This is a genomic window from Paenibacillus sp. LC231, from assembly GCF_001860525.1.
GTDB lineage: Bacteria > Bacillota > Bacilli > Paenibacillales > Paenibacillaceae > Paenibacillus_AQ.
On sequence record NZ_JFOM01000015.1, the window covers coordinates 208,258 to 231,301 of the forward strand.

Here is a 23,044-nt window from a genome sequence, read left to right on the forward strand (position 1 = left end):
GCGTTCATTAACCTTAATAACATGATATCTTTCGGAGGGTGAAATATGTCGGATATTCAAGAACACGAGGATACCCCGTTACATTTGCTGGTTGTCCTTGCCAGAGCTTATAACGCAGTGATGACACATTCGCATCGCAGCATCAATAGTCACGGATTGAACTCCACCGAATTCGGCGTATTGGATGTGCTCTATCACAAAGGACCGCAGCCGCTGCAAAAAATTGGCGAAAAGGTGCTTATTTCCAGTGGTAACATTACATACGTGGTGGACAAGCTTCAAAAGAAAAACCTGCTGGTTCGCCGGGCTTCCGCTGAGGATCGCCGCGTCATTTATGCTGAGCTTACTGCAGAGGGAAAGGAATTCTTCGAAGCCATCTTTCCTCAGCATCAGGAATTGATGGTTAAGGTGCTTAGCGGCTTGTCGGAGGACGAGAGAGCGCAGGCGGCGATGCTGCTGCGCAAGCTGGGGATCAGTGCGGAGAAGATGTTGTAGACCTATACAAGTTTTAGATTGGAGATATGTATGCTTAAAGATATAACGATGCAAGCCATGCAACCCGAAGTAAAGGAACTGCTCAGCTACTCGGTATTTCCGGATCCGGAGGCTGTGGATCAGGCGGCTGCTGCTTATGAGACGGGCCCAAGCCGGTTGTTTGGATTTGAAGAGGACGGTCTTCTCTTGGGAGTCATCGGTTTCGATGTTGATCAGGACGAGCTTACCATTCGGCATCTTGCCGTTCTTCCGGAGAATCGGGGCAAGGGATATGGACGCGGATTGATTTTGGAACTGCTCCTTGAGGTCCAGCCTAAGCCGGCCCGAGTTATTGCCGAAACGGACGAAGATGCCGTAAACTTCTACCGCAGTATCGGCTTTGAGGTGTACAGCCTGGGAGAAAAGTATCCGGGTGTTGAAAGATTCCGCTGCATTTACGAGGTGGAGGAATCCGAAGAATAGGCTATTCTTATCCAAAGCATGTTTGCCGTCTTCGAGTGGAATTAAAATTGCCATTCAAGACAATAGACCCGTTTCGCAATGGGGGTACTCCTCATATAATGTCGTAACGAGCGGGGCAGGGGGTGAACATGTTGGTGTACCATTATACCGCTGTCGGCGATTCCTTGACCTTCGGGTTTGGGGCGATGCCTGGCAGCGGTTTTGTTCCGTTATACCGCCGGATGGCGGAGGAGAAGCTTCGCCAGTTCGTGGCCCATGAGAATCTCGGGGTCAATGGATTAACCTCGGATGAGTTATACGATCGGGTCGTTCAGCTTCCTACGTATCGCTTTCACCTGCAGCAGGCTCAGATCATCACGATATCGATCGGAGGGAATGACTTGATACGTGCGGTAAAGTCCACGGGAGGCCGGCCGAATCGGGAGGTGCTGGATGCTGCCTTGTATCGATGTCAGAATCATGTGGCTAATACCATTAGACATATCCGTAAAATAAAGACTCCGGTCAGCAAACCTTATTTTATTCGCGCTATCGGTCTGTATAATCCATACCCGGCCTGGACGGAGGCAACGGAATACGTGATTCGGTTCAATCGGCACTTGATGGGGCTAAGTGACGGCTATTTCCGAGTAGCTGATATTTACGCACAATTTTCAGGCCGAGAGAAAGAACTGATGTCGGTGGACGGTTTACACCCGAATGGCCGAGGGTACCGGGTGATCGCGGAACAATTAAACCGGCTTGGGTACAAGCCACTTGCATAACCAATCGAATGATTAAGAAAAAAAGGGCGTCCCCTGGTCTCTCGACCATGGGACGCCCTTTGGTTTATGTAATCCTTATTAATTATAATAATTTCCTGAAAAAGCTTCGTACGGCCCATTTGCGTTCTTGCCGTTTTTTGTATTTCGGCAGTGACCGGTATACATCCATAGATTCCTGATAAGACTTCTTGGCATCCTCGGTCCTTCCCAGCGATTGATACATATATCCCAGCAAATAAAAGGCTTCGCTTGAAGAAGAGTGAATGGAATGGAACTGCTCCAAATAATGGAGCGCCTTCTCCCGATCCGAATCCCGAAATGCATCGGCAAGCCTAAGATAAGGCCGGCCGTATTTGACCCTCGGGTTGATCTCCAGGGCCCGAATAATATCCGACTCCCCTTGCGGGATGCTGCCGGTATGCAGCCGTGCGTTTCCGATATCGTCCCAGAACTCGGCGGAGTCCTCCAGGCTGGATTCAATGGATTCCAGCAGTTTCAGGGCTTCCCCATACTTACGTCGCTCCAGAAGCAATCTGGCAAGCTCGTGCCTTGATGAAACGTCGCTGGGGCTAACTGCAATCTGTCTGCGCAGCTTGGAAATATTACGTGCGCGCTTAATTGGCTTTGTCACGCTGGGAAATACCCCGACGAAGCGGCGGTCCAGCACATACACGATGAGAAGCAGCACCAGGATCGCCGTAATCGGATTACCGAAGATGTAGAACAGAAATCCAAAAATGATGAGTTTAAACAAAAGAGATCCCTCAATTTCTATGTAAAGTTGTAACACAAATTATACCATAACATGGATTTATTTAGGTGGAAATACTATCGGTTCCATAGACCTTGAATACATGCGCATGTCGGAATAGGCCATAGGTATTGAAAGAAGGTCGATGATAGCCGATAAAGGTAGTAAAGAGGTGATAATCATGGCGAAAAAGGGACAAATATTCCATCATTACAGTTTCGAAACGAAGAAAAAGGCAGTCGCCATGCGGCTGGAGGGCATGACTAAGAAAGAAGTGGCATCGGCCTTACAAATATCTGATATCGGACGGCTGAAAGTGTGGATGCGCAAATACCGTGAGTTGGGCGAAGAAGGTTTGGTCGATCGCCGCAGGAGAATTGTATATTCAGATCCTGACACCGAACGGGATGAAAAAGAACAACTTTCGCAGGTATAGACAATAAGTGATCACATGAGGTGTGGTAAATGACCGTTCCACCATGCCTCTTTCATATGGGAATCAAGGGTGATGCTCTATGGTCGTATCCGGGATTTTTGGATGCATGGGCCAATTCATTAATCTTATCCCGAACAGGCGACAGCCCAGTTCATTTGAGCGGAACCGACATAACATGTGGTATGTTCAAAAAAGGAGGGATTCATGTGAGCGGAGTAGGAGAAGGTTATGGCGGCTATGGATATGGCTCTTCTGTAGGTGCTATTTTGGTATTATTCATCTTGTTGGTGATCATTACTCGCGCATTTATCTAATCCATCTTTTGAGCGAACAAACCAATTGAATCAATAAGTAAATACCGAGCACCTTGAGCAGTCACAACGACAGACCGTCCAAAAGAGGCATGGCCTCTTCTTAGGGCGGTCTTGTTCATGATGAAGCGAGAATCGGCGTGAATGATTGGTCATGAATATCGTTTAACAGCATATGAGAATAATCTCAAAAAAAACAGACCGCTCGAGAAGAAGTGGTCTGTTTTTGGTAGAACGAATATGGACCCGGGTCCATCCTCTGTCCCCGGTGTGCTGCTCATGCTACATCATAATCAATATAACCTTACCGTTTACGAAAGATACGATATCAAAATTCGAGTATCCCCAGGTTTCAATGGTTTTCCCGCCGCCGGTGGTAATGTCCTTGGCCGCCGGATTTCCCCATGACAGCTGCACCTGTTCTTTGGTCATCCCGAGGGAAACCTGGCCTGCTTTAATCTGTTTCCAGACCGATGCGGACCATTTGTGCTTTTGGTAAGGGTCGTAATTTAATAGGGAAGAACGGTCCGCAAACAGCTGCATCACTTCCGAAGACCGGATAGGATAGCTTTTCACTGTTTTTCCTGAAGCCGTTTTGAAGATCACGTTGAATTCGCCTTTGTCATCCGGCAAAATGTCGGTTACCGTCAATTTCGAGAAGCGTTCCAAGTCTTCGAAATCATTCACCCAATACGTTCGACCAATAAATTTAACCAAGCTGCCCTGCATCGCTTTTTTGATCAAGCCGGCCGTCTCACTGGAAACAACGGTCATGACTGCATCGCTCCCGAAGGAGATATTCGCTTGTTTCCACTTGGTTTCCCAATTGATTTTCGCGCCCAGAACATCGGATAACATAGAAGCTGGAATTAGCAGTTCGCCTTTGTCGGTCATCGGAGCCGCCTTTAAGCGCAGCGGGCTGCCATTCAGCTTGGCCTGGTTGCTGCCTGCCGTGAGCAAGAGCACGGTCTCTCCGAGCTTGGCCTCCACGGATCCGTTTTTGGCCGAATAGGTGCCGCCCAGTGCCTGCATGACGGATTTGGCCGGCACCATGATATTCCCGTTAACTTGTTTCGCATATTTCAAATTGTTGCGCAGGCTGGACGATACCGTTATCGATTTGGACAAGCCGCCTGAGGTTACCGTAATCTGTGTCTTGCCAACGCCCGCAGACTTCAGTGTTCCGTTCTTCTGTATGTTCATCAGATAAGGCTTCTCTATATCGATCAGGGCATCTTTAACCGGCACTTTGATCTTGGCCCCGTTCGTGTAAGTCTCCTGGATACTGACTTCAAGGGTATCCCCTACATAAGGCTTGGCATCGGATATCGAAACCGAAAAGGCCTTAACGACAGGCACATCAACCGATTTGTTCTGCCCGTTCGTGTGATGTATCCAGCTTCCGTCAGAACGCTGAGCATAGAACCCCTCCGACAGATCCTCGGCATTTCCGTAAATCGAGGTTCTTACGATCCCGCTTAGGCCGGAGACCTGCTCCTTGAGCTTCCAGCGGTCTTTATACACTCCGGTTGTCCATACGGTTCCGTCTTGGAGCGTCACAATCAGAAGATCCGTCGGCTCATTGGATGCATAAACGATATGAGCTGCGTTCTGGGCGACGGTAACCGGGATGATGCGTCCGTTATCATCAAAGTTGGATGTTTCGTATACAACCACGTCACCGTTGTCACGCAATAGGGCAACACGCCCGCTGTGAACCGTCATGGATTTGACCCCGGCCGGGTTCTCCACGATACCGAGCTTTTTGAATTGTCCCTTTTTGTAGTTATCCTCTAATAGCAGCTCCCCGTTTGAGGACAAGGCGGCAAATTCTTGATCCGCATTGGCGATAAGCAAAATGCCACTGAGGTTTTTTGCTTTTTCCGAGCCGCCCCATACGGTGCCGTCCGACTTCAGCCAGTAGGAACCCGCTATCTGCTTCACTCCGCTTGTTCCCGGAACGACCTCGGGTCCCTTGCCGATATCCCATTCCACTAATCGCCCATCCTGCGTCATACCGATGCCTTCGTATTCATAACCGCTGATGGCTGCAACTTTACCCGGCGTCCGTATGGCATGTCGTCCGTCGATCAGGGACCACATGGAGCCATCGCTCATCAGGTAGGTGTTCCTTCCCGCAATGTCGCTGATCTGGAGCCTGGACTCTTCGGCAGAAGCGATCCCGTGCGTCGTGCTGCCTGCAAAACCAAGTCCCACCAGCACGGCGAATAATACGAGAACATACAACGTTCTTCTCACTTACATGACCTCTCTTCATTTTACAAATAGGAATATTTTTCAAACAGCTATATTGATTCGACAAAATCGGTGTTATTCCTGCAATTAAAAACGCCCTCCGATATCCGGGGACGTCTTGCCGGTTAAGCTCGCGATAGTTCGACGAACTGTCTCGACCTTAACGGTGTTTTAGTTAAGAGATTACGGCGGGGGTCATAGGTGGCAGAAACCAACCTGACTAAGTAATATGAGTTCCTCCCAACAGCAATAAAGCCGCGTATAAATCATTCTTCACTGTTTCGATTTTGGCGAATTTCCTGAATGTAAGATTAGAGATTAAAGCGATCAAGGCATATTTTATTCTCGTTCGTTCTATTTCTGTATCTTCATGGCTAATGATACGATTCATGAATCAGTTCCTCCCCCAGAGACAGATGCTGTTGTGCCTTTATTCGTGCGCTACGGGCGCGAGCAAATGTTCACAGTGTCAACCCTAACGAAACAAATACACAATACCGGCGACCGCAAGAAATACGAAACCGGCTAGTAAGAACCAGATGGATACTTTCTCCCTGGATGCGCGGTTGTCCTTGGGTTCAGTAAAGAAGTAGTCTCTTTGTTGGTAATCCGTAGTAATAAACGCTCCGGATAGAAGCCCTGCAATCGCCAGGCAAGCCAATCCTGCATATAAAAACAGGTTCATCACGTGTTCCCCCCAACATGCCCTTTATTGTTAGAACGTTTGCTGAGAGGGAATGGTTATGCATTTTTACACAGGTAAGTACATCTTCTGACTAGAAGCAGCAATTGATATGACAAAAAGCCGCTCATCTCGTTTAGCGGCTCAACATAAAAAAAAGAACTAAATCCCTGTAATAGACATTGCCGTTACAGGGATTTAGTTCGGGAACCTCCGAAGAGATTCCCTCATGGGAGAGGAGAAACCGGACGAAGAGCTTATGGGGAAACGTAAGTCTTCTCCGCGGTTGTCTACGACATTCATTGATGTCGATATTTCAAGGATGCCCGGCTGTGGTAGAAATATACATGGCTTTGAAAAAAAATGGCGAGACATTATGTTTCGTTTTTCATATATGGAATGATTGTGTTACGATAATCACTGTCAATGGCGTTGTCTTGGCAATTAATTTATAGATAATGAAACGGGTGAATGAAGCAGTGAGAGTAGTATCCGGAAGTGCAAAGGGCCGGCCGCTCAAAAGTGTGCCTGGTACAAGCACCCGTCCGACGACGGATAAAGTGAAAGAATCCATATTCAGTATGATCGGCCCTTACTTTGAGGGGGGCGCCCTGCTTGACCTGTTCGCAGGCACGGGAGGCCTTGGCATTGAGGCGTTAAGCCGGGGGATGGATCGTGCTGTTTTTATTGATGTGGAACCGAAGAGCATCAGTACGATCAAGGATAATTTGAAGGCGGCCAGACTTGAAGATAGTGCTGAGGTGTACCGCAACGATGCGGGAAGAGCGCTTAAAGCGCTTGAAAAGCGCGGCTACAAGTTCGATCTGGTCTTTTTGGACCCGCCTTACAGGTTTAAGAATGGTGACGAGCTGATGCTGGATATGGCAGAGCGAGGTTTGCTGCAAGATTCAGCTGTAGTGGTATTGGAATACGAATCAAGTTACAATTATCCTGAGAAGTTTGGTGATTTTTGTTGTTTCCGGACCGCGAAATACGGAGAAACCGCCATTTCGATATATCGTTACGACACAGCGCAAGATCAAGCGTCAGAGCTTGATGAGGAGGAATTACAAGATGACAAATGAGAATACTAGTACATACCGAGTTGCCGTATATCCGGGAAGCTTTGATCCGGTCACCATGGGACATATGGATATCATCACACGCGCTTCCAAGCAGTTTGATCTGCTGATTGTGGCCGTGTTGAATAACTTAAGCAAGAACCCGCTGTTTACGATTGAAGAGCGCAAGGATCTCTTAAAACAGGAAACCGCGCATCTTCCGAATGTGGAAATCGACAGCTTTCGTGACCTTTTGGCGAATTATATCCGTCAGAAGAATGCCCAGGTCATCGTACGGGGGATCCGTACGGTGACCGACTTTGAATATGAACTTCAGCTGGCATCCACCAATCACAAGCTGAATCCGGATGCCGAGACAATCTTCATGATGACGCACCCGAAATATTCGTTCCTTAGCTCAAGTCTTGTTAAGGAAATCGCTCATTTTAATGGAGACACCACGGATCTGGTTAGCCCCGAGGTCCATGCCGCGATGCGCCGTAAATTTAGCGGCGATAACGGTCAATAAGACGGGAACACAGCCAGAACGCCGCTATCAATAATAAGCAGATCGCGCCTTGAACCTGCAAGAATGAAGGCAATCCGCTCCAAAAGTTGAAGTGCTGATCCGTATTGGCGTGATCCAGCGGCTCTGTTCGGAAAGCCGGTACGATGCCTGCTGAAAGGGCGCTGACCGGCTTCCACATTGCCAGTGTAATCGCAAAGGCGAGCATGGAATGCAGGGCTCGCTTCATCATAAAGTAACGCCAAGAGAGACCGGTTTCCCGCATGAGCGACAGGCTTTGCAACTGAGCGCTGATTCCGCTCCATGCAAGTGCGGCGGACAGTACAGCCAGCTGTATAATTCCAGCTTGGAATGCCGAGGAGCTGATGGACTGGGCTGCCAGATGGGCCTCCAAAATTCCGGATACAAGATAGGGTGGAAGCTGCGGCAGCAGGTGACCGGTCAATACTCTGGTCAGGACGGCGAAGAACAAGATAAAGCCGCCTGTCATCATTAAAGTTTGAACTGAACGGGTAACGGAATCGCCCAGTAATTTGCCAAAGCTCCGCCCATCCCGTTGATGGGCCTCCAGCGCCGCAGTCGCTGCCCTTTTAAGAAGGGGGCGTTGGGCGTTTTCCCTTGTCCTTACTGTGTGTAGAGTTGAATTAAACCGTCGTGTGTCTTCTGAAGAAACCGGTTTATGGAAGAGTCCGAAGATCCAAGCGGCTATCAGTCCGGAAATCCAATGAACGATCAGCAGCAGATACCCAGCCTCCGGTTTATGAAGGAGGCCGGTTCCGATGACAACGAGAATGGTCATTGGATTACAGAAATGGGATATAGCGGCGAGCCTTCCGGCATCCATGGCGCGAAGCTCGCCTTGTGTATACATTCGGGAGGCGGCCTGCGCTCCTGCCGGGAACCCGGCCGTCATTCCTGTTATAAGAACCCAGCCGCCAGCACCGGGAAGTTTGAATATTTTTTTCATCAAAGGGTCCAGCAGTACGCCAACCCCATGGGCCCAGCCATAGGCGATGAGTATTTCCACCAGTACGAGAAAAGGCAGCAAAGCGGGAAATACGATATTCCACCACAGCTTAAGTGCTTGCAGGGTGGCTTGGAAGGCAGGTTCGGGCGCGCTGACGACAGCCAGTACAAGCAGGAAAGCGGCGGCACCCAGCAGGATGGTGTTCCACAGCCCGTTTGATGACTTGACGGCGTTGTCTTTATTCATAAGGAATCTCCTTTCAGCGTAAACATGGCTAGTACAACTTTATGCAAAGGAGACAACCGTCAGACCAAACTTGGTTGAAGGCTGGATATATAAGGCGGAGGGAAGGGAACCACATGAAGAAGTCTGTAAAACCGAATGGCTTAAAAATTGCGCTGTATTTGTTAATGGTCGGGGTCATGCTGTACGTTGTCGTTTATATGCCGACCCCTTATCTCGTATACCAGCCGGGGAGTGCCGAAGAGGTTCGCCCCATGATCAATGTCGAGAAGGGCGATCCGGCGGAAGAGGGCACTTTTATGATGACAACCGTGTCGGCAAGCTATGCCAATATGGCGTTGTTGATGATGTCTGCGTTTAACCCGAATGCGGAGGTTGTGAAAAAAGCTGAGAAAATGGGCGATCAGAGCAAGGATGAGTATGCAGCCACACAAGTGTATTACATGAACTCTTCCCAGTCGTCTGCAATGGAAGCGGCCTATCAGGAAGCAGGAATTGACTACAGCATCGAGCCTGCTTATGTATTCGTGATGTCGATCTCCGAGAATTCTGTTAATGCCGAGCATTTCCGGCCTGGCGATAAATTGATCAAGATCGATGGGCAGCCGGCAGAGGATAATGAGAAAATTGCCAGCCTGTTAGGCGGAAAAAGCATCGGGGAAGTGGTATCCGTGGAGCTTGAACGCAAAGGGAAAACCGTTAAGGAACAGGTTCAGCTTGTGAGCATTAAGGATGAGAAGACAGGAGCGGAGCGTCCGGGATTAGGCGTCATGATTGCCACGATGCAAAGCGTGGAGCCGGCCGATCCCGATCACACCATTCATTTTGCGGATACCAATATCGGTGGGCCGTCAGCCGGACTGATCTTTACTCTTGAAATATATAACCAGCTTACTGATGGTGATTTAAGCAAAGGTTACCGGGTCGCCGGAACGGGTACCATTGATAAATCAGGCGCCGTAGGCCCCATTGGCGGCGTGAAGCACAAGATCGTGGCTGCTGATCGGAAGGAAGCGGATATCTTTTTTGTGCCGCAAAAAAATTACGATGAAGCCAAGAAGCGCGCGGACCGGATCAAAACGGACATGAAGCTGATCCCGGTCGAGGACTTGCAAGACGCAGTGGATTATCTGGAGGAGCTGCCGCCTAAGGGGTGAGCGGCGGCAGCAGGTAATCGCCGTAGTAGTGGCGCATGTCAGGCCTAGGTTGCCCGTTGGCATAAACGGCGGCTGCCATCAGGTCCCTCTCCAGCTGAGGATGCTCCAGCTTGGCCGGCTTGTGAATGACGGGGAGCGCTGCGCTGCGCTTCATTCGTTTCAGCAGAGAACGCCCTGTCTCGCTGAAGCCGAGGACCCGGATATATCCCGGACCTTTCGCCAGCTCTTCGCGATTCATCGATGCCTTGTCATGATTCAGCATGATGTGCAGCAGCATGCGCTGAAGCTTGGTTCGCGTATAGCGCTTGGTCTTCAACGCTTCCAGGAGGGCGTCAACCGTCGGCTGCTCCAGCTGAAATAGCGAGCGCTGAACACGGTGCTCCAAGCCTTCGGTCACTTCGAGAAGGCCTTCAAGTTGCGCGGGCGTATGCGTGAGCAGGGTTTGAAACAGCGGCTGACGAAACTGCTCCCAATGGACAGGAGCCCGTCCGCTCTTGATTTCCCGCTCCATGATGCTGTGCGTGAATTCCGGCATATAGGGTCTGGCGGCTTCCAAGCCCTCTGACAGAATAATGTTCCGGATGGCGGTTGCACTGGCAATGGACGACGCTCCCGGCAAGGGATCATGGTACTGTGCGTTTTCTCTTGGAATGGTGTAGGGTGTAATGCGGCTTCCCAGGCGCTCTAGAGCGATTAGGTAGTGCAGGCCCAAGGAATTGTTCGGCTGCGTGAGCAGCTCTTGCAAATGGGCAATCGCCGGTTCGGACTCACCGAATAGGGCAGCAGCGGCAGCGCCGTAAGCGGACGGGAAGTTCATGCCTTCCCGGAGGCGCTTTTCGATTTCGGATCGAAGCTCGCCGGATTCGTTGGCGAGCGAACGGGACAACGGCAGAATCTGCTCCAGCGTACCGCTTTCGGATCCGAAGGATAGGCAATTCACTACGCCCGTAGCCTCCAGAATGGCTACCGCACCGTACGCGAACCATTCCGCAGGCTGCACGGCATAGGTTACCGGCAGCTCGAGGCACAGGTCAACTCCCATGGCAAGGGCCATTTCCGCCCGTGCGCGCTTGCTTGCGATGGCAGGCTCGCCTCGCTGGAGAAACGGACCGCTCATCACCGCAACGACGGCATCTGCCCCCGTGACTTCTTTGGATTTGCGATAATGCAATACATGACCGTTATGTAAGGGATTATATTCAACGACAATGCCAACCGTCTTCATTCGTTTCAACTCCTTGATTAGAATATAACATAATTACATGACGATCCTGCAACAATAAGCGCATCCCCCGGGAGAGTTGTAATTCTGGTAGTATGAAGAGAAATATCGGGTAACAATAAAGAGGTTGTTAGGGTTATCCTGTTGACAAAACTCTTTGGGAATCGGTATAATAATCTTTGTTTGTTTGGAGTGATGGATATGCTAATTCAATTTCGTAAATTGACAACCAGCGATCAACCGTTACAGTTCCATCAAACCGTGGATGTAAGCAATGCCGTTAAGGACCGCAAGGATATCATTGCTGTTCAGCCATTAGACGTGGATTTGACAGCAATCCCATCGGTTTCTGGTACGGTGGATGTTCGTGGACGATTGCAAGGCGAGCTGGAGATGAATTGCTCCCGCTGCCTGAAGCCGATCAGCGAACATGTACACATCCCTTTTCATGAAGTATTCCAGCCGGTGGAAGATCCTGAATCCATTCAGGATGAGAATGATGACACTACATACGTGCAAGGTGAGAGTGTGGATCTCACTCCCTATGTAGAAGAAGCATTTTTGCTCCACCTGCCGCTAGCTCCGGTATGTAAAGCCGACTGCAAGGGACTCTGCCCGAATTGCGGCAAGGACCTGAATGAAGGCACGTGCGACTGCGATACGGAAGTGATCGATCCTAGGCTAGCCGGTCTGAAGGACTTCTTTAAATGATGATGGATATGGCACCCGTTCAGCGGGTTGAACTGATAAGGAGGTGGGAACATGGCAGTACCTCAACGTAGAACGTCCAAAACACGTCGTGACAAGCGTCGTACTCATTTTAAGCTGGCTGTGCCAGGCATGGTGAAATGCGAGCAATGTGGAGAATTGAAGCTTGCTCATCGCGTATGTAAAGTATGCGGAACGTATAAGGCAAGAGAGATCATCAAACAATAGTTTTTAAATAAGTAGTACTTCATCTTCGGTGAGGTGCTATTTTTTTTGTCTGAAGCCCCCCTTTCTTTTTGACGTGACATGATTTATACTTAACATTAGTACCAGGTTCTAATATTTGCGACTAATTTACATATATATGTTTGAAGAATGGCGGCTTTCATAGCGGCAGAAGGAGTTGTTTCGTCATCGATCGTTTATCCAAGAAAGACCGTCACCAGCGGCTGATTCAGCTGATCGACGAGAATCCCTTTGTTACAGACCGCGAGTTGACTCGCCAGCTTAAAGTGAGCATTCAGACGATACGCCTTGACCGTATGGAACTTGGCATCCCGGAGCTTCGTGAGCGAATGAAGCAGATGGCGGAGCATTCCTATGACCAGGTTCGTTCCTTGTCGCTCGAAGAGGTGATTGGGGATGTCGTTGACTTGCAGTTGGACAAGAGCGGAATATCGATATTTGAAATCCGCGAGGAACATGTATTCAGCAAAACGCGGATTGCCCGTGGGCATTATGTGTTCGCTCAAGCCAATTCACTTGCCATCGCCGTAATCAATGAAGAAATCGCATTGACGTCTTCAGCGGATATACGGTTTTTGAGACAGGTTCGTCTCGGCGAGAAATGCATTGCCAAAGCCTACGTTAGGTCCATTGCCGGCCAGAAGGGGAAGGCCAAGGTGGAAGTGTTTACTTATGTCGCTGATGAAATGGTGTTCCAGGGGAATTTCGTAATCTACCGATCTGCAGGAGAATGACATAAGTAAAGGAGGAAGTTTGGCATGAGAATTGCGATTGATGCAATGGGTGGCGACAATGCCCCCCAGAGTAACGTCGAGGGCGCACTCATTGCGGCACGGGAATGGAGCGATACCGAGATCATTCTCGTTGGGGATGAAGCGCAGATTGGAGCGCTCCTGAAGGACAAGCCGTCCAATCTGAAGGTGGTTCATGCAAGTGAAGTCATTGAAGCGGAGGATGAGCCGGTTAAGGCGGTCCGCCGGAAGAAGGATGCTTCGATGGTTGTAGCGGGACGCATGATTCGTGAAGGTGAAGCCGATGCCATGATCTCGGCTGGCAATACGGGAGCCCTCATGACGACCGGGTTGCTGGTTGTTGGCAGGATGAAGGGGATTGAGCGTCCTGCGCTTGCGCCTATGATTCCTACGCTCGACGGCAAGGGGATGCTCGCCTTGGATCTCGGAGCGAACATGGATTCGAAGCCTGAGCATCTGCAGCAGTACGCACTAATGGGCAGCCTGTATCGCGAGAAGGTGCACGGAATCACCAAACCGCGGGTCGGGCTGTTAAATGTCGGTACCGAGCCGGGCAAGGGAAATGAATTGACGAAGCATGCTTATCCGTTACTGGAGGAGCTGCCTATCCATTTTGTTGGCAACGTCGAGTCCCGCGATGTCATGAACGGAGTTTGTGATGTGCTCGTATGTGACGGGTTCTCGGGCAATATTTTGTTGAAATCGATTGAAGGAACGGCTGGTGCGCTCTTTTCGCTATTGAAGGAGCAGTTCAGCAAGTCGCTTAAGACCAAGATGGCCGCCGCCTTGATGATGCCGGAGCTACGCAGCCTGAAATCAACGCTCGATTATAAGGAGCATGGCGGAGCACCTTTGCTTGGTCTGAGCGGTCTGGTCGTTAAGAGCCATGGTTCATCGGATGCGAACGCCATCAAGAATGGGGTTCGCCAAGCGCGGACGGCGCTCCAGAACCGATTGGTAGAGAGTATTTCGAATGAAATCAGCGGGAAGTGAGTGAGGAAATGAACAATTTGCGTCCGGTCGGTATTATTGGCACAGGCAAATACGTACCTGAGAAAATATTGTCAAATCATGATTTAGAGAAAATGGTAGATACAAGCGATGAATGGATTGTCTCGATGACGGGAATCCGGGAACGACATATTGCCGCTCCGAACGAAGCGACGTCGGATTTGGCTTATCATGCTGCTGTGAACGCGTTGAAATCCGCTGGAATGAACGCCGAGGATCTGGAATTGATTATTGTGGCGACGATTACGCCGGATATGTTCTTTCCTTCTACAGCATGTCTTCTCCAGGATCGTCTGGGTGCCAAGAAGGCGGCGGCATTTGACCTGTCTGCTGCTTGCTCGGGGTTTGTATATGGCCTTGCAACGGCCACGAATTTCGTGAAGACAGGTATGTATAACAACGCTCTGGTTATCGGGGTAGACTGCTTGTCCCGCATTACGGATTACACGGATCGGAACACCTGCGTCCTGTTTGGGGACGGTGCCGGTGCGGCAATCGTCGGCGAAGTGCCGGAAGGACGGGGATTCCAAGCCTTTGATCTGGGTGCTGAAGGTGCGGGTGGAGCACATCTGTACATTGAGGCAGGCGGTTCGAGATTGCCGGCTTCCGCTGAAACGATTAATACGAATAAACACTTTATTTATATGAACGGCCGCGAAGTGTTCAAATTTGCGGTACGGGTGATGGGATCTGCCACGGAAGCCGTGTTATCCAAAGCAGGCATCGACAAAAAGGATATCGACTTATTCATTCCTCATCAAGCCAACATCCGGATCATTAAGTCTGCCATGGAGCGCTTGGAGCTTCCGGAAGAGAAAGTCGTAATCAATGTTGATAAATACGCCAACACCTCAGCCGCTTCCGTGCCGCTGGCTCTTGTCGAAGCACAGGAATCCGGTCGTCTGAAAGAAGGAGACAAGGTGTTGATGGTTGGTTTTGGCGGAGGATTAACCTGGGGTTCCTCCGTACTCATCTGGTAACAGAATAGTATGTAGAACTAGTGAAATAAAAGAAGGGAGCTAACGATTTTGGGTAAAACAGCATTTATATTTCCAGGTCAGGGCGCTCAGTCCGTCGGAATGGGAAAGGATGCCTATGATGCGGTTCCTGCCGCAAGGGATCTGTTTCTTACCGCGGATGAACAGCTTGGATTTCCGCTCAGCTCCATTATTTTTAATGGTCCTGATGAAGATTTGAAACAAACGGTAAATACGCAGCCAGCTCTCCTCGCAACCAGCATGGCTTATCTGGAAGCCATTCGCGGCAAGGGGATCGAACCGGATTACGTTGCGGGACATTCCCTTGGCGAATACAGCGCACTTGTATGTGCAGGCGTGCTTTCTTTCGAAGAAGCGGTATCGATCGTTAGAGCCCGCGGAGAATACATGGAGGCAGCCGTACCCGGAGGTCAAGGCGCCATGGCAGCCGTGCTTGGGGCAGACCGTGAGGCTTTGTCCGAACTGTGCAAGAGCATTACGGCAGAGGGGCATGTTGTAGAACTTGCGAACATGAACTGTCCGGGACAAATCGTTATCTCGGGTTCCGCACAGGGCGTCGCAACTGCCGCAGAAAGAGTCAAGGAAGCAGGCGGCAAGCGGGCTATCCCTCTGGAGGTAAGCGGACCCTTCCATTCGACCCTGATGAAGGAGGCGGCTAACCGACTGGCTGATAAACTGGAGCAGGCTGCGTTTAATACCCCGTCCGTTCCGGTAGTTGCCAATGTGACGGCGCGTCCGGTGGAAGATGCCGCTGCCATCCGCGGTTTGTTGGTGGAGCAGGTTTACTCTCCCGTGCTATGGCATGACAGCGTGGAATGGATGATCGCTCAAGGAGTGGACACTTTCGTCGAGATTGGTCCGGGCAGTGTTCTCAGCGGTTTGATCAAGAAGATTGACAAATCCGTCAAAGTCATTAATGTAAATAGTCTGGACAGCGTCAGCAGTTTGGAGACGGTCGTATAAATAACGATGGATAAAAACCAGATTACTTTCGGAAAGGAGGAATAGGTATGAGTGAAGCTCTAAAAGGACAGACTGCGCTTGTTACGGGTGCTTCCCGCGGCATTGGCCGGAGCATTGCTCTCGGACTTGCCGATTTGGGCGCTAACGTTGCTGTCAATTATGCAGGTAGCGAAGCGGCTGCAGCCGAGGTTGTGGAAGCGATTCGCGCAAAAGGCGTATCGGCCATCGCGGTTAAATCCAACGTTGGACGGACCGAAGAAGCCGATGCCATGGTAAAGCAGGTGTTGGAGACTTTTGGTCGAATTGATATCCTGGTGAATAATGCAGGGATCACTAGAGACAATCTAATCATGCGGATGAAGGAAGAGGAGTTCGATCAGGTAATCGAAACGAATCTGAAAGGGGTATTCAATTGCCTTAAGGCGGTGACGCGTCCTATGATGAAACAACGTTATGGGCGCATTATCAATATATCCTCCGTTGTCGGAGCGCTTGGCAATCCGGGGCAGGCCAACTATGTTGCGGCCAAAGCCGGAGTCATCGGTCTGACCAAATCAGCCGCTAGGGAGCTCGCTTCCCGTGGAATTACGGTGAACGCCGTGGCACCTGGTTTTATCGATACCGATATGACCCGGGAACTTCCTGAGGACATGCGGGAAGGCCTGCTTGGCGGAATTCCGCTCGCCCGTCTGGGGCAGCCGGAGGAGATTGCCGGCGTGGTTGCTTTTCTAGCATCTTCCAGTGCATCCTATATGACTGGACAAGTGCTGCATGTGGATGGCGGCATGTATATGTAGGCGCCGCCAATGTTCCGGCGCTGGCCGCTGGGCATTAAATCGTTTTCAAATGCCTTCTATGGCAATTTGAAGTCATATCTCGTATAATTACCAAGAGGAGGTGAGCCGGATGTCCGATGTATTGGAACGCGTGAAACGCATCGTTATCGACCGCCTGGGTGTTGACGAAGCCGACGTAACATTAGAAGCATCTTTCAAAGACGACCTTGGAGCTGATTCTCTCGATGTAGTTGAATTGGTGATGGAGTTGGAAGATGAGTTTGATATGGAGATCTCTGATGAAGATGCGGAGAAAATTACGACCGTAGGTGAAGTTGTAAACTACATACAATCTCATACCTAAGTCATTACAGTTAAGTCCCGTTCTTTAGCAAGACGGGACTTCTCCACATTCAATCCAAGCTTTTTTAGCACAAACAAGTGATAGATTATTACTGCCTTCGTTATCATGAGTCTGCATATGCGGCTTCATAGATGGACGGGCAGTCCATATAGAGGTGAAACTGTTTGAAACATAGAGTCGTTGTAACAGGAATGGGCGTCATGACCTCGATTGGTCAAGACCTGGATACATTCTGGAACAGTTTGATGGAAGGCAAGTCTGGCGTATCCCGCATCGAAGCATTTGATGTGAGTGATTACACAACACAGATCGCAGCATCCATGAAGGATTTTAATCCGGAGGATTACATGGATCGCAAAGAAGCCCGCAGGATGGACCGTTTTGTACAGCTTGCGGTTGCAGCCGGTTCGAAGGCGCTGGAGGACAGTGGCCTTGAAATTGGCGTGAATGCCGATGCAGAACGGGTTGGCGTTTCGATCGGATCGGGTATCGGCGGTTTGGGCACTTGGGAGGATCAGCATAATATCCTGCTCGAAAAAGGCCCGAAACGTGTAAGCCCCTTCTTTATTCCAATGATGATCGCTAACATGGCCTCAGGCCAGATGTCGATCAATCTGGGAGCCAAGGGTCCGAACACCACACAGGTTACGGCTTGTGCTACCGGAACGCATTCGATCGGCGATTCATACCGTCTGATACAGCGCGGTGATGCCGATGTCATGATCTGCGGCGGGGCGGAGGCAACCATTCGTCCAACAGGGATGGCTGGTTTCTGCGCTATGCGTGCAATGTCAACCCGTAATGACGAGCCGGAAAAAGCCAGTCGGCCATTCGATACCGGCCGCGACGGTTTTGTTATGGGTGAAGGCGCGGGCGTGCTCGTGATCGAATCCCTGGAGCATGCGTTGAAACGCGGTGCCAAAATTTATGCCGAGGTGGTTGGCTATGGCCTTAGTGCCGATGCCCATCATATTACCGAGCCGGATCCGGATGGAGCAGCTCGCTGCATGAAGATGGCGATCCGTGACGCAGGCATTGCGCCGGAGGATGTGGATTACATTAATGCTCACGGGACTTCAACGCCGGTGGGAGACCGCTCGGAAACGAAGGCCGTTAAGATGGCTCTCGGTGACCATGCCTATAAAGTAGCCGTTAGTTCAACCAAGTCGATGACGGGTCATTTACTTGGGGCTGCCGGCGGCGTTGAAGCGGTTATCTGCGGGCTGAGCTTGAAGAACCAAACCATTGCACCAACGATTAACCTGGAGGATCAAGATCCGGAGTGCGATCTTGACTACGTACCGAATCACCCGCGTAAAGCCGATTTGGATATCGTCATGTCCAATTCGTTCGGATTTGGCGGGCATAATGCCACGATTATCCTGAAAAAATACGCCGAGTAAGGGGACAGTGTGTTGAGTGGAGATCTGAAGCAGTTACAGCATAAACTTCAAATCCAGTTTCGCAATGCAATGCTGCTGAAGCAGGCCTTTACCCACGCATCTTATGTAAACGAACATCGCTTCAGTCAGAGCCAGGACAACGAGCGTCTTGAATTTCTAGGGGATGCTGTTCTGGAACTGACGGTGAGCGAATTCTTATACAACCTTTTTCCGGACCGTCCGGAAGGCGAGTTAACCAAGCTGCGGGCCGCTATCGTATGTGAGCCCTCCCTGGTGCAATTCGCTGTAGGTCTGGACTTTGGTCGTTACGTTCTGTTAGGCAAAGGAGAGGAAATGACGGGCGGTCGAACCCGCCCGGCACTTCTGGCAGACGTATTTGAGTCATTTGTGGGGGCGCTTTATCTGGATCAGGGATTGGAAGCGGTTCGCCGGTTTTTAAGCGACCATGTCTTTCCCACGGTGACCGTCAACGGTCGTCCGCAGATGAGCGATTATAAGACTGAGCTTCAGGAACTGACCCAGCATCACGGCATGGGCGCACTGGAATATCGTATCGTAGAAGAGCGAGGACCGGCACATGAGCGGGAGTTTGTCTCGGAGGTATACATGGGAAGCGAATGTCTTGGACGCGGAAGCGGCAGATCCAAGAAAGAAGCCGAGCAGCAAGCAGCGGCAGTAGCCTTAAAGCAGCTGAAACGTGCGGATGCCTAAAGCTTCGCTGATGTGATGACAAACAAAGAGCAAAGAGCAGTCAAGCGGATAACCGGACCCGGATAGGATGACTGTTTTTTGCTCTTTTCGTTGTCTGTCTTTTGATCAAGGGACAGCTGCTTATAACGTTGATGGACCTCGTCCAAAGACGGCGGTGAAGCCGATTCTACTTATGGTACAATAGCAGGAGAGGTGATAGTTCGAATATGTTTTTGAAACGGATCGAGTTAGCAGGATTTAAATCGTTTGCCGACAAGACGGAGATGGAATTTGTCCGGGGAATTACAGCCGTTGTAGGTCCGAATGGCAGCGGCAAGAGCAACATTTCCGATGGGATCCGCTGGGTGCTTGGCGAGCAGAGCGCCAAATCGCTTCGCGGCGGCAAGATGGAGGATATTATCTTTGCCGGAAGCGATGCGCGTAAAGCGGTTAATTATGGGGAGGTCTCCCTTACTCTGGATAATGAGGATCATGTACTACCGCTGGATTTTAATGAGGTTACCGTAACTAGGAGAGTGCACCGCAGCGGGGACAGCGAGTATTTCATTAATAGGCAATCATGCCGACTCAAGGATATTACGGAGCTGTTCATGGACACCGGAATTGGTAAAGAAGCCTATTCCATCATTGGACAAGGCCGGATTGAGGAAATATTGAGTACACGTTCAGAAGATCGCCGGGGGATTTTTGAGGAAGCATCCGGGATCGTTAAATATAAATCTCGTAAAAAAGAGTCTGTGCGCAAGCTGGATGAAACAGAGCAAAACCTGCTTCGCATCCACGACTTGGTCACGGAGCTTGAGGATCAGATCGGACCACTCAAAGAGCAGTCCGAGAAGGCCATTCGCTACAAGGAGCTTCGGGAGAAGCTGAAGCACAAGGAAATCTCGCTGTATGTGTATCAGATCGAACAGATACATACCTCATGGAGCGAGGCCAATGCGAAGCTTGAACAGCTGAAGGAAGAGCAGCTCGCGCTGTCTACCGTTGTATCCGCGCACGATGCCAAACTGGAGAGTGACAGATCAGCGCTGCGCCAGCTGGAGCAGGAAGTTGAGGATCTGCAGAGCCAACTGCTTCAATTCAGTGAGCTGTTCGAGAAGAGCGAAGGCTATGGCGAGGTGCTCAAGGAACGCCGCCGCAACCTGGAACGTACGCGCGAGCAGCTGGAAGAAAGTTTGCAATCAGGCGATCAACGTCTTGGAGCGCGCGTAGGCGAGCTTGCGAGCATGAAGAGCAAGCTGCAGGAACTACAGCAGGAATTAACCCAAGTGCGGGACCAGCTGTCAGCGGAAGAAGCGAAGCTGGTGGGCGTAACCGGCGGAATCAGCCAGCAGCAGGAAGAGAGCTTGAAGGGGAATTTACTGGAGCTTATGAACCAAATGGCTCAAGCCCGGAATGAAATCCGTTACGCCGACCAGCAGCAGGAGGCGCTGGATCGGCGGATGAATCGGGCGCAAGAGGAGTCGGGTAAATGGGAAGCCCTGAAAGAGGATCTGCTCCGCCGCAAAGATAGCATCGATCGAAGTATTGAACGCTTCGGTAAAGAGATTGCAGAACTCCGCAGCGGTTATATCAGCGAGAGTGAGCGATATCAATCCCTGCAGAAATTGCAGGAAGAGACGCAGGGAGCCCTTCGGAAATGGGAGCAGAAGCGGGAGGCGCAAATTTCCCGCCGCGATACCATGAAAGAACTTCAGGACGATTTTGACGGATTTATGCTGGGGGTTAAGGAAGTACTGAAGGCTTCCCGCAAATCCGTGCTCCATGGGGTCCATGGTGCGGTGGCCGAGTTGATTCGTGTACCGGAAAAGCTGGAGCTTGCGATGGAGACGGCCCTGGGCGCATCGGTTCAGCATATCGTCATGGAGAACGAGTCCGTATCCAGGCAGGCGATTGCCTTCCTGAAGCAGCGCCAGTTAGGACGGGCAACCTTCCTGCCTTTGGACGTCATTCGTCCACGGAATGTATCCGCTTCGGATCGGCACTTGGCAGAAGGGGAAGCCGGATTTGTAGGCTTTGGCTCCGAGCTGGTGAAGTATGATTCAAGATACAGCAACATCGTCGGCAGCCTACTGGGCAATGTCGTGATCGCCGAGACACTGGAGCAAGCGAACAAGATTGCTGCAAGATTCTCCTATCGCTTCCGTGTCGTCACACTCGAGGGCGACGTGGTCAATGCAGGCGGATCCATGACAGGCGGCAGTCAGCACAAGAAAACGAACAGCCTGCTGGGACGCAAGCGTCAGCTGGAGCAGCTGGATCAGGAAATCACGGAGACCGAGAAGCAGCTGGAGAAGCTGCAGCAGGGCATTGAAGGCGTCCGGAATCAAATGATCGAATCTCAGGATAAGCTGGACGAGCTTCGTAAAGCCGGTGACGACAAGCGAATCGAGGAACAGCAGGCTGCAGGGGACCGCAAGCAGCTTGAGCATGAGCTGCGCCACGTCCTCGAACAAGCCGAGCTGGCAGGCGAGGAGAAGAGCAGTCAAGAGAAGGAAGCCAAAGAGATTCAGGCAAGCCGTGAACGCGCGCAGAAGCTGTTGTCCGAGCTGGAGGAGGAAGAGAAATCAACCCATCTGGCGATCCAAGCTGCAGAATTTGCCCGTAAAGCTAATGAATCGGCGAAGGAAGAGCTTCAGAGTCAGCTGACCAACCTCAAGGTGCGCGAAGGAAAGCTGGATCAGGAAACCTTCTCGCTGGAAGAACAGCTCAAGCGTCTTCAGTCGGATGTCGACAACCACGAGAAGGAGCAGAAACAGAACCGCACGATGCTGGCCTCCGTTCAAGCCGACCTGAATCAGAACGAAAGCGAAAGCGTAAAGCAGATCGAGGATCTGAACCAGTACAAGCTGAAGAAGGAAGAGGCTACGCAGCAGCTGGAATTCAAGCGGGCTGCACGCACCGCGCTTAGCCGGAAGCTGGAGCTGGAAGAGAGCGAAACCAAGGAACAGCGCACGCAGCTGCGGGCCGTGGATGATCAGCTTCGCCAGACCGAGATTGGGGTAAACCGGCTCGATGTTGAGCTTGAGAATATATTGAAGAAATTAAGCGAGGACTATGAGCTGAGTTATGAGCTTGCCAAGCAGCGGTATCCGATTCCGGAAGACATCACTGGCGCTCAGAACGAAGTGCGTGACTTGAAGAGGTCGATAACTTCCCTGGGAGATGTCAATCTTGGGGCCATCGAAGAGTATCAGCGCGTTAATGAGAGATACCTGTTCTTAAGTGAGCAAAAGGCAGATCTGGTTGAAGCGAAGACAACCCTGTACCAGGTCATTAAGGAAATGGACGATGAAATGTCCAAGCGTTTCAAGCTGACGTTTGATGCGATCCGGCGCGAGTTCGGCACGGTATTTACGAAGTTGTTCGGAGGTGGACGTGCCGACCTGGTCCTGATCGATCCGGATCGATTGCTTGAGACGGGGATCGATATCGTTGCGCAGCCTCCTGGCAAGAAGCTGCAAAATCTGCAGCTTCTCTCCGGTGGAGAGCGTGCATTAACCGCTATGGCGCTGTTGTTTGCCATTCTGCAGGTGAAGCCGGTTCCGTTCTGCGTACTGGATGAGGTCGAAGCGGCGCTTGACGAAGCGAATGTGGTCCGGTTTGCCCAGTATCTGCGGGAGTTCTCTGAGCAAACGCAGTTTATCGTGGTCACCCACCGCAAAGGAACGATGGAAGAGGCCGACGTGCTGTACGGCGTCACGATGGAAGAAGGCGGCGTGTCGAAGCTGGTGTCCGTCAAGCTTGAGAATGAGGAAGCGGAGATTGCCTAATTT

At 50.9% G+C, this 23,044-nt stretch carries 25 protein-coding genes; 19 read left to right on the forward strand and 6 right to left on the reverse strand.

Annotated elements, in window-relative coordinates:
• The first annotated feature begins 45 nt into the window (after nucleotides 1-45).
• From AK95_RS11070 to AK95_RS11080, 3 genes are all read left to right on the forward strand, one after another.
• The gene (locus tag AK95_RS11070) at nucleotides 46-495 is read left to right on the forward strand and encodes a MarR family winged helix-turn-helix transcriptional regulator (protein ID WP_071220025.1); all 450 of its coding nucleotides are present in this window, start codon (nucleotides 46-48) and stop codon (nucleotides 493-495) included.
• A gap of 30 nt (nucleotides 496-525) precedes the next feature.
• Entirely contained in the window at nucleotides 526-957 is a 432-nt protein-coding gene (locus AK95_RS11075; protein ID WP_071220026.1) for a GNAT family N-acetyltransferase, read from the forward strand.
• 128 nt (nucleotides 958-1,085) lie between these two features.
• The gene (locus AK95_RS11080; RefSeq protein ID WP_071220027.1) at nucleotides 1,086-1,721 is read left to right on the forward strand and encodes a GDSL-type esterase/lipase family protein; all 636 of its coding nucleotides are present in this window, start codon (nucleotides 1,086-1,088) and stop codon (nucleotides 1,719-1,721) included.
• 82 nt (nucleotides 1,722-1,803) lie between these two features.
• Here AK95_RS11080 and AK95_RS11085 read toward each other — a convergent pair whose 3' ends face one another.
• Complete coding sequence (locus AK95_RS11085; protein WP_071220028.1) at nucleotides 1,804-2,475, reverse strand: tetratricopeptide repeat protein; 672 nt, start codon at nucleotides 2,473-2,475, stop codon at nucleotides 1,804-1,806.
• Nucleotides 2,476-2,653: 178 nt separating this feature from the next.
• On the opposite strand from AK95_RS11085, the gene AK95_RS11090 reads away from it, so the two are divergent.
• Nucleotides 2,654-2,908, forward strand: a complete 255-nt coding sequence (locus AK95_RS11090; RefSeq protein ID WP_071220029.1) for a helix-turn-helix domain-containing protein — start codon at nucleotides 2,654-2,656, stop codon at nucleotides 2,906-2,908.
• A 206-nt stretch (nucleotides 2,909-3,114) separates the two neighbouring features.
• Nucleotides 3,115-3,222 carry a YjcZ family sporulation protein gene (locus tag AK95_RS33820; RefSeq protein WP_233355008.1) on the forward strand — a complete coding sequence of 36 codons (108 nt, stop codon included), beginning with the start codon at nucleotides 3,115-3,117 and terminating at the stop codon, nucleotides 3,220-3,222.
• A 279-nt stretch (nucleotides 3,223-3,501) separates the two neighbouring features.
• On the opposite strand, the gene AK95_RS11100 is transcribed toward AK95_RS33820, so the two are convergent.
• The 3 genes from AK95_RS11100 to AK95_RS11105 all read right to left on the reverse strand — a co-directional run bounded on the left by AK95_RS11100 (nucleotide 3,502) and on the right by AK95_RS11105 (nucleotide 6,160).
• Complete coding sequence (locus tag AK95_RS11100; protein ID WP_071220031.1) at nucleotides 3,502-5,478, reverse strand: stalk domain-containing protein; 1,977 nt, start codon at nucleotides 5,476-5,478, stop codon at nucleotides 3,502-3,504.
• A 217-nt stretch (nucleotides 5,479-5,695) separates the two neighbouring features.
• Nucleotides 5,696-5,866, reverse strand: coding sequence for a hypothetical protein (locus tag AK95_RS34485; protein ID WP_201259375.1), 171 nt, complete (start codon nucleotides 5,864-5,866; stop codon nucleotides 5,696-5,698).
• An 84-nt stretch (nucleotides 5,867-5,950) separates the two neighbouring features.
• Nucleotides 5,951-6,160, reverse strand: a complete 210-nt coding sequence (locus tag AK95_RS11105) for a DUF5316 family protein (RefSeq protein ID WP_071220032.1) — start codon at nucleotides 6,158-6,160, stop codon at nucleotides 5,951-5,953.
• Between the two features lie 476 nt (nucleotides 6,161-6,636).
• On the opposite strand from AK95_RS11105, the gene rsmD reads away from it, so the two are divergent.
• Nucleotides 6,637-7,242 (forward strand): 16S rRNA (guanine(966)-N(2))-methyltransferase RsmD, encoded by a 606-nt coding sequence (gene rsmD, locus AK95_RS11110; RefSeq protein WP_071220033.1) that lies wholly within the window; start codon nucleotides 6,637-6,639, stop codon nucleotides 7,240-7,242.
• Nucleotides 7,232-7,747, forward strand: a complete 516-nt coding sequence (gene coaD, locus AK95_RS11115) for a pantetheine-phosphate adenylyltransferase (RefSeq protein WP_071220034.1) — start codon at nucleotides 7,232-7,234, stop codon at nucleotides 7,745-7,747. The genes rsmD and coaD overlap by 11 nt, the downstream gene beginning before the upstream one ends.
• Here coaD and AK95_RS11120 read toward each other — a convergent pair.
• On the reverse strand, nucleotides 7,725-8,957 hold the full coding sequence (locus AK95_RS11120; RefSeq protein ID WP_071220035.1) for a nucleoside recognition domain-containing protein: 1,233 nt from the start codon (nucleotides 8,955-8,957) through the stop codon (nucleotides 7,725-7,727). The two genes, coaD and AK95_RS11120, sit on opposite strands and share 23 nt — an antisense overlap.
• A 113-nt stretch (nucleotides 8,958-9,070) precedes the next feature.
• Between AK95_RS11120 and AK95_RS11125 the strand changes: the two genes are divergently transcribed.
• Nucleotides 9,071-10,111 carry a SepM family pheromone-processing serine protease gene (locus AK95_RS11125; RefSeq protein WP_071220036.1) on the forward strand — a complete coding sequence of 347 codons (1,041 nt, stop codon included), beginning with the start codon at nucleotides 9,071-9,073 and terminating at the stop codon, nucleotides 10,109-10,111.
• On the opposite strand, the gene AK95_RS11130 is transcribed toward AK95_RS11125, so the two are convergent.
• A complete protein-coding gene (locus AK95_RS11130; protein ID WP_071220037.1) occupies nucleotides 10,101-11,336 on the reverse strand; it encodes a nucleotidyltransferase in 1,236 nt (411 codons plus the stop codon). The two genes, AK95_RS11125 and AK95_RS11130, sit on opposite strands and share 11 nt — an antisense overlap.
• Nucleotides 11,337-11,534: 198 nt before the next feature.
• On the opposite strand from AK95_RS11130, the gene AK95_RS11135 reads away from it, so the two are divergent.
• From AK95_RS11135 to smc, 11 genes are all read left to right on the forward strand, one after another.
• Nucleotides 11,535-12,044 carry a YceD family protein gene (locus AK95_RS11135; RefSeq protein ID WP_071220038.1) on the forward strand — a complete coding sequence of 170 codons (510 nt, stop codon included), beginning with the start codon at nucleotides 11,535-11,537 and terminating at the stop codon, nucleotides 12,042-12,044.
• A gap of 51 nt (nucleotides 12,045-12,095) precedes the next feature.
• Nucleotides 12,096-12,269, forward strand: a complete 174-nt coding sequence (rpmF, locus tag AK95_RS11140; protein WP_006211382.1) for a 50S ribosomal protein L32 — start codon at nucleotides 12,096-12,098, stop codon at nucleotides 12,267-12,269.
• A 140-nt stretch (nucleotides 12,270-12,409) separates the two neighbouring features.
• Nucleotides 12,410-13,021 carry a transcription factor FapR gene (fapR, locus tag AK95_RS11145; protein WP_179090709.1) on the forward strand — a complete coding sequence of 204 codons (612 nt, stop codon included), beginning with the start codon at nucleotides 12,410-12,412 and terminating at the stop codon, nucleotides 13,019-13,021.
• Between the two features lie 24 nt (nucleotides 13,022-13,045).
• Nucleotides 13,046-14,032, forward strand: a complete 987-nt coding sequence (gene plsX, locus AK95_RS11150) for a phosphate acyltransferase PlsX (protein WP_071220039.1) — start codon at nucleotides 13,046-13,048, stop codon at nucleotides 14,030-14,032.
• 8 nt (nucleotides 14,033-14,040) lie between these two features.
• A complete protein-coding gene (locus tag AK95_RS11155; RefSeq protein ID WP_071220040.1) occupies nucleotides 14,041-15,030 on the forward strand; it encodes a beta-ketoacyl-ACP synthase III in 990 nt (329 codons plus the stop codon).
• 48 nt (nucleotides 15,031-15,078) lie between these two features.
• A complete protein-coding gene (gene fabD / locus AK95_RS11160; protein ID WP_071220041.1) occupies nucleotides 15,079-16,011 on the forward strand; it encodes an ACP S-malonyltransferase in 933 nt (310 codons plus the stop codon).
• 47 nt (nucleotides 16,012-16,058) lie between these two features.
• Nucleotides 16,059-16,808, forward strand: coding sequence for a 3-oxoacyl-[acyl-carrier-protein] reductase (fabG, locus tag AK95_RS11165; RefSeq protein ID WP_071220042.1), 750 nt, complete (start codon nucleotides 16,059-16,061; stop codon nucleotides 16,806-16,808).
• Between the two features lie 109 nt (nucleotides 16,809-16,917).
• A complete protein-coding gene (gene acpP / locus AK95_RS11170; RefSeq protein WP_006211375.1) occupies nucleotides 16,918-17,151 on the forward strand; it encodes an acyl carrier protein in 234 nt (77 codons plus the stop codon).
• 164 nt (nucleotides 17,152-17,315) lie between these two features.
• Complete coding sequence (gene fabF, locus AK95_RS11175; protein WP_071220043.1) at nucleotides 17,316-18,554, forward strand: beta-ketoacyl-ACP synthase II; 1,239 nt, start codon at nucleotides 17,316-17,318, stop codon at nucleotides 18,552-18,554.
• Between the two features lie 12 nt (nucleotides 18,555-18,566).
• On the forward strand, nucleotides 18,567-19,265 hold the full coding sequence (gene rnc, locus AK95_RS11180; protein WP_071220044.1) for a ribonuclease III: 699 nt from the start codon (nucleotides 18,567-18,569) through the stop codon (nucleotides 19,263-19,265).
• A gap of 206 nt (nucleotides 19,266-19,471) precedes the next feature.
• Nucleotides 19,472-23,041: a chromosome segregation protein SMC gene (gene smc / locus AK95_RS11185; protein WP_071220045.1), complete on the forward strand. Its 3,570-nt coding sequence runs from the start codon at nucleotides 19,472-19,474 to the stop codon at nucleotides 23,039-23,041.
• Nucleotides 23,042-23,044: the final 3 nt, after the last annotated feature.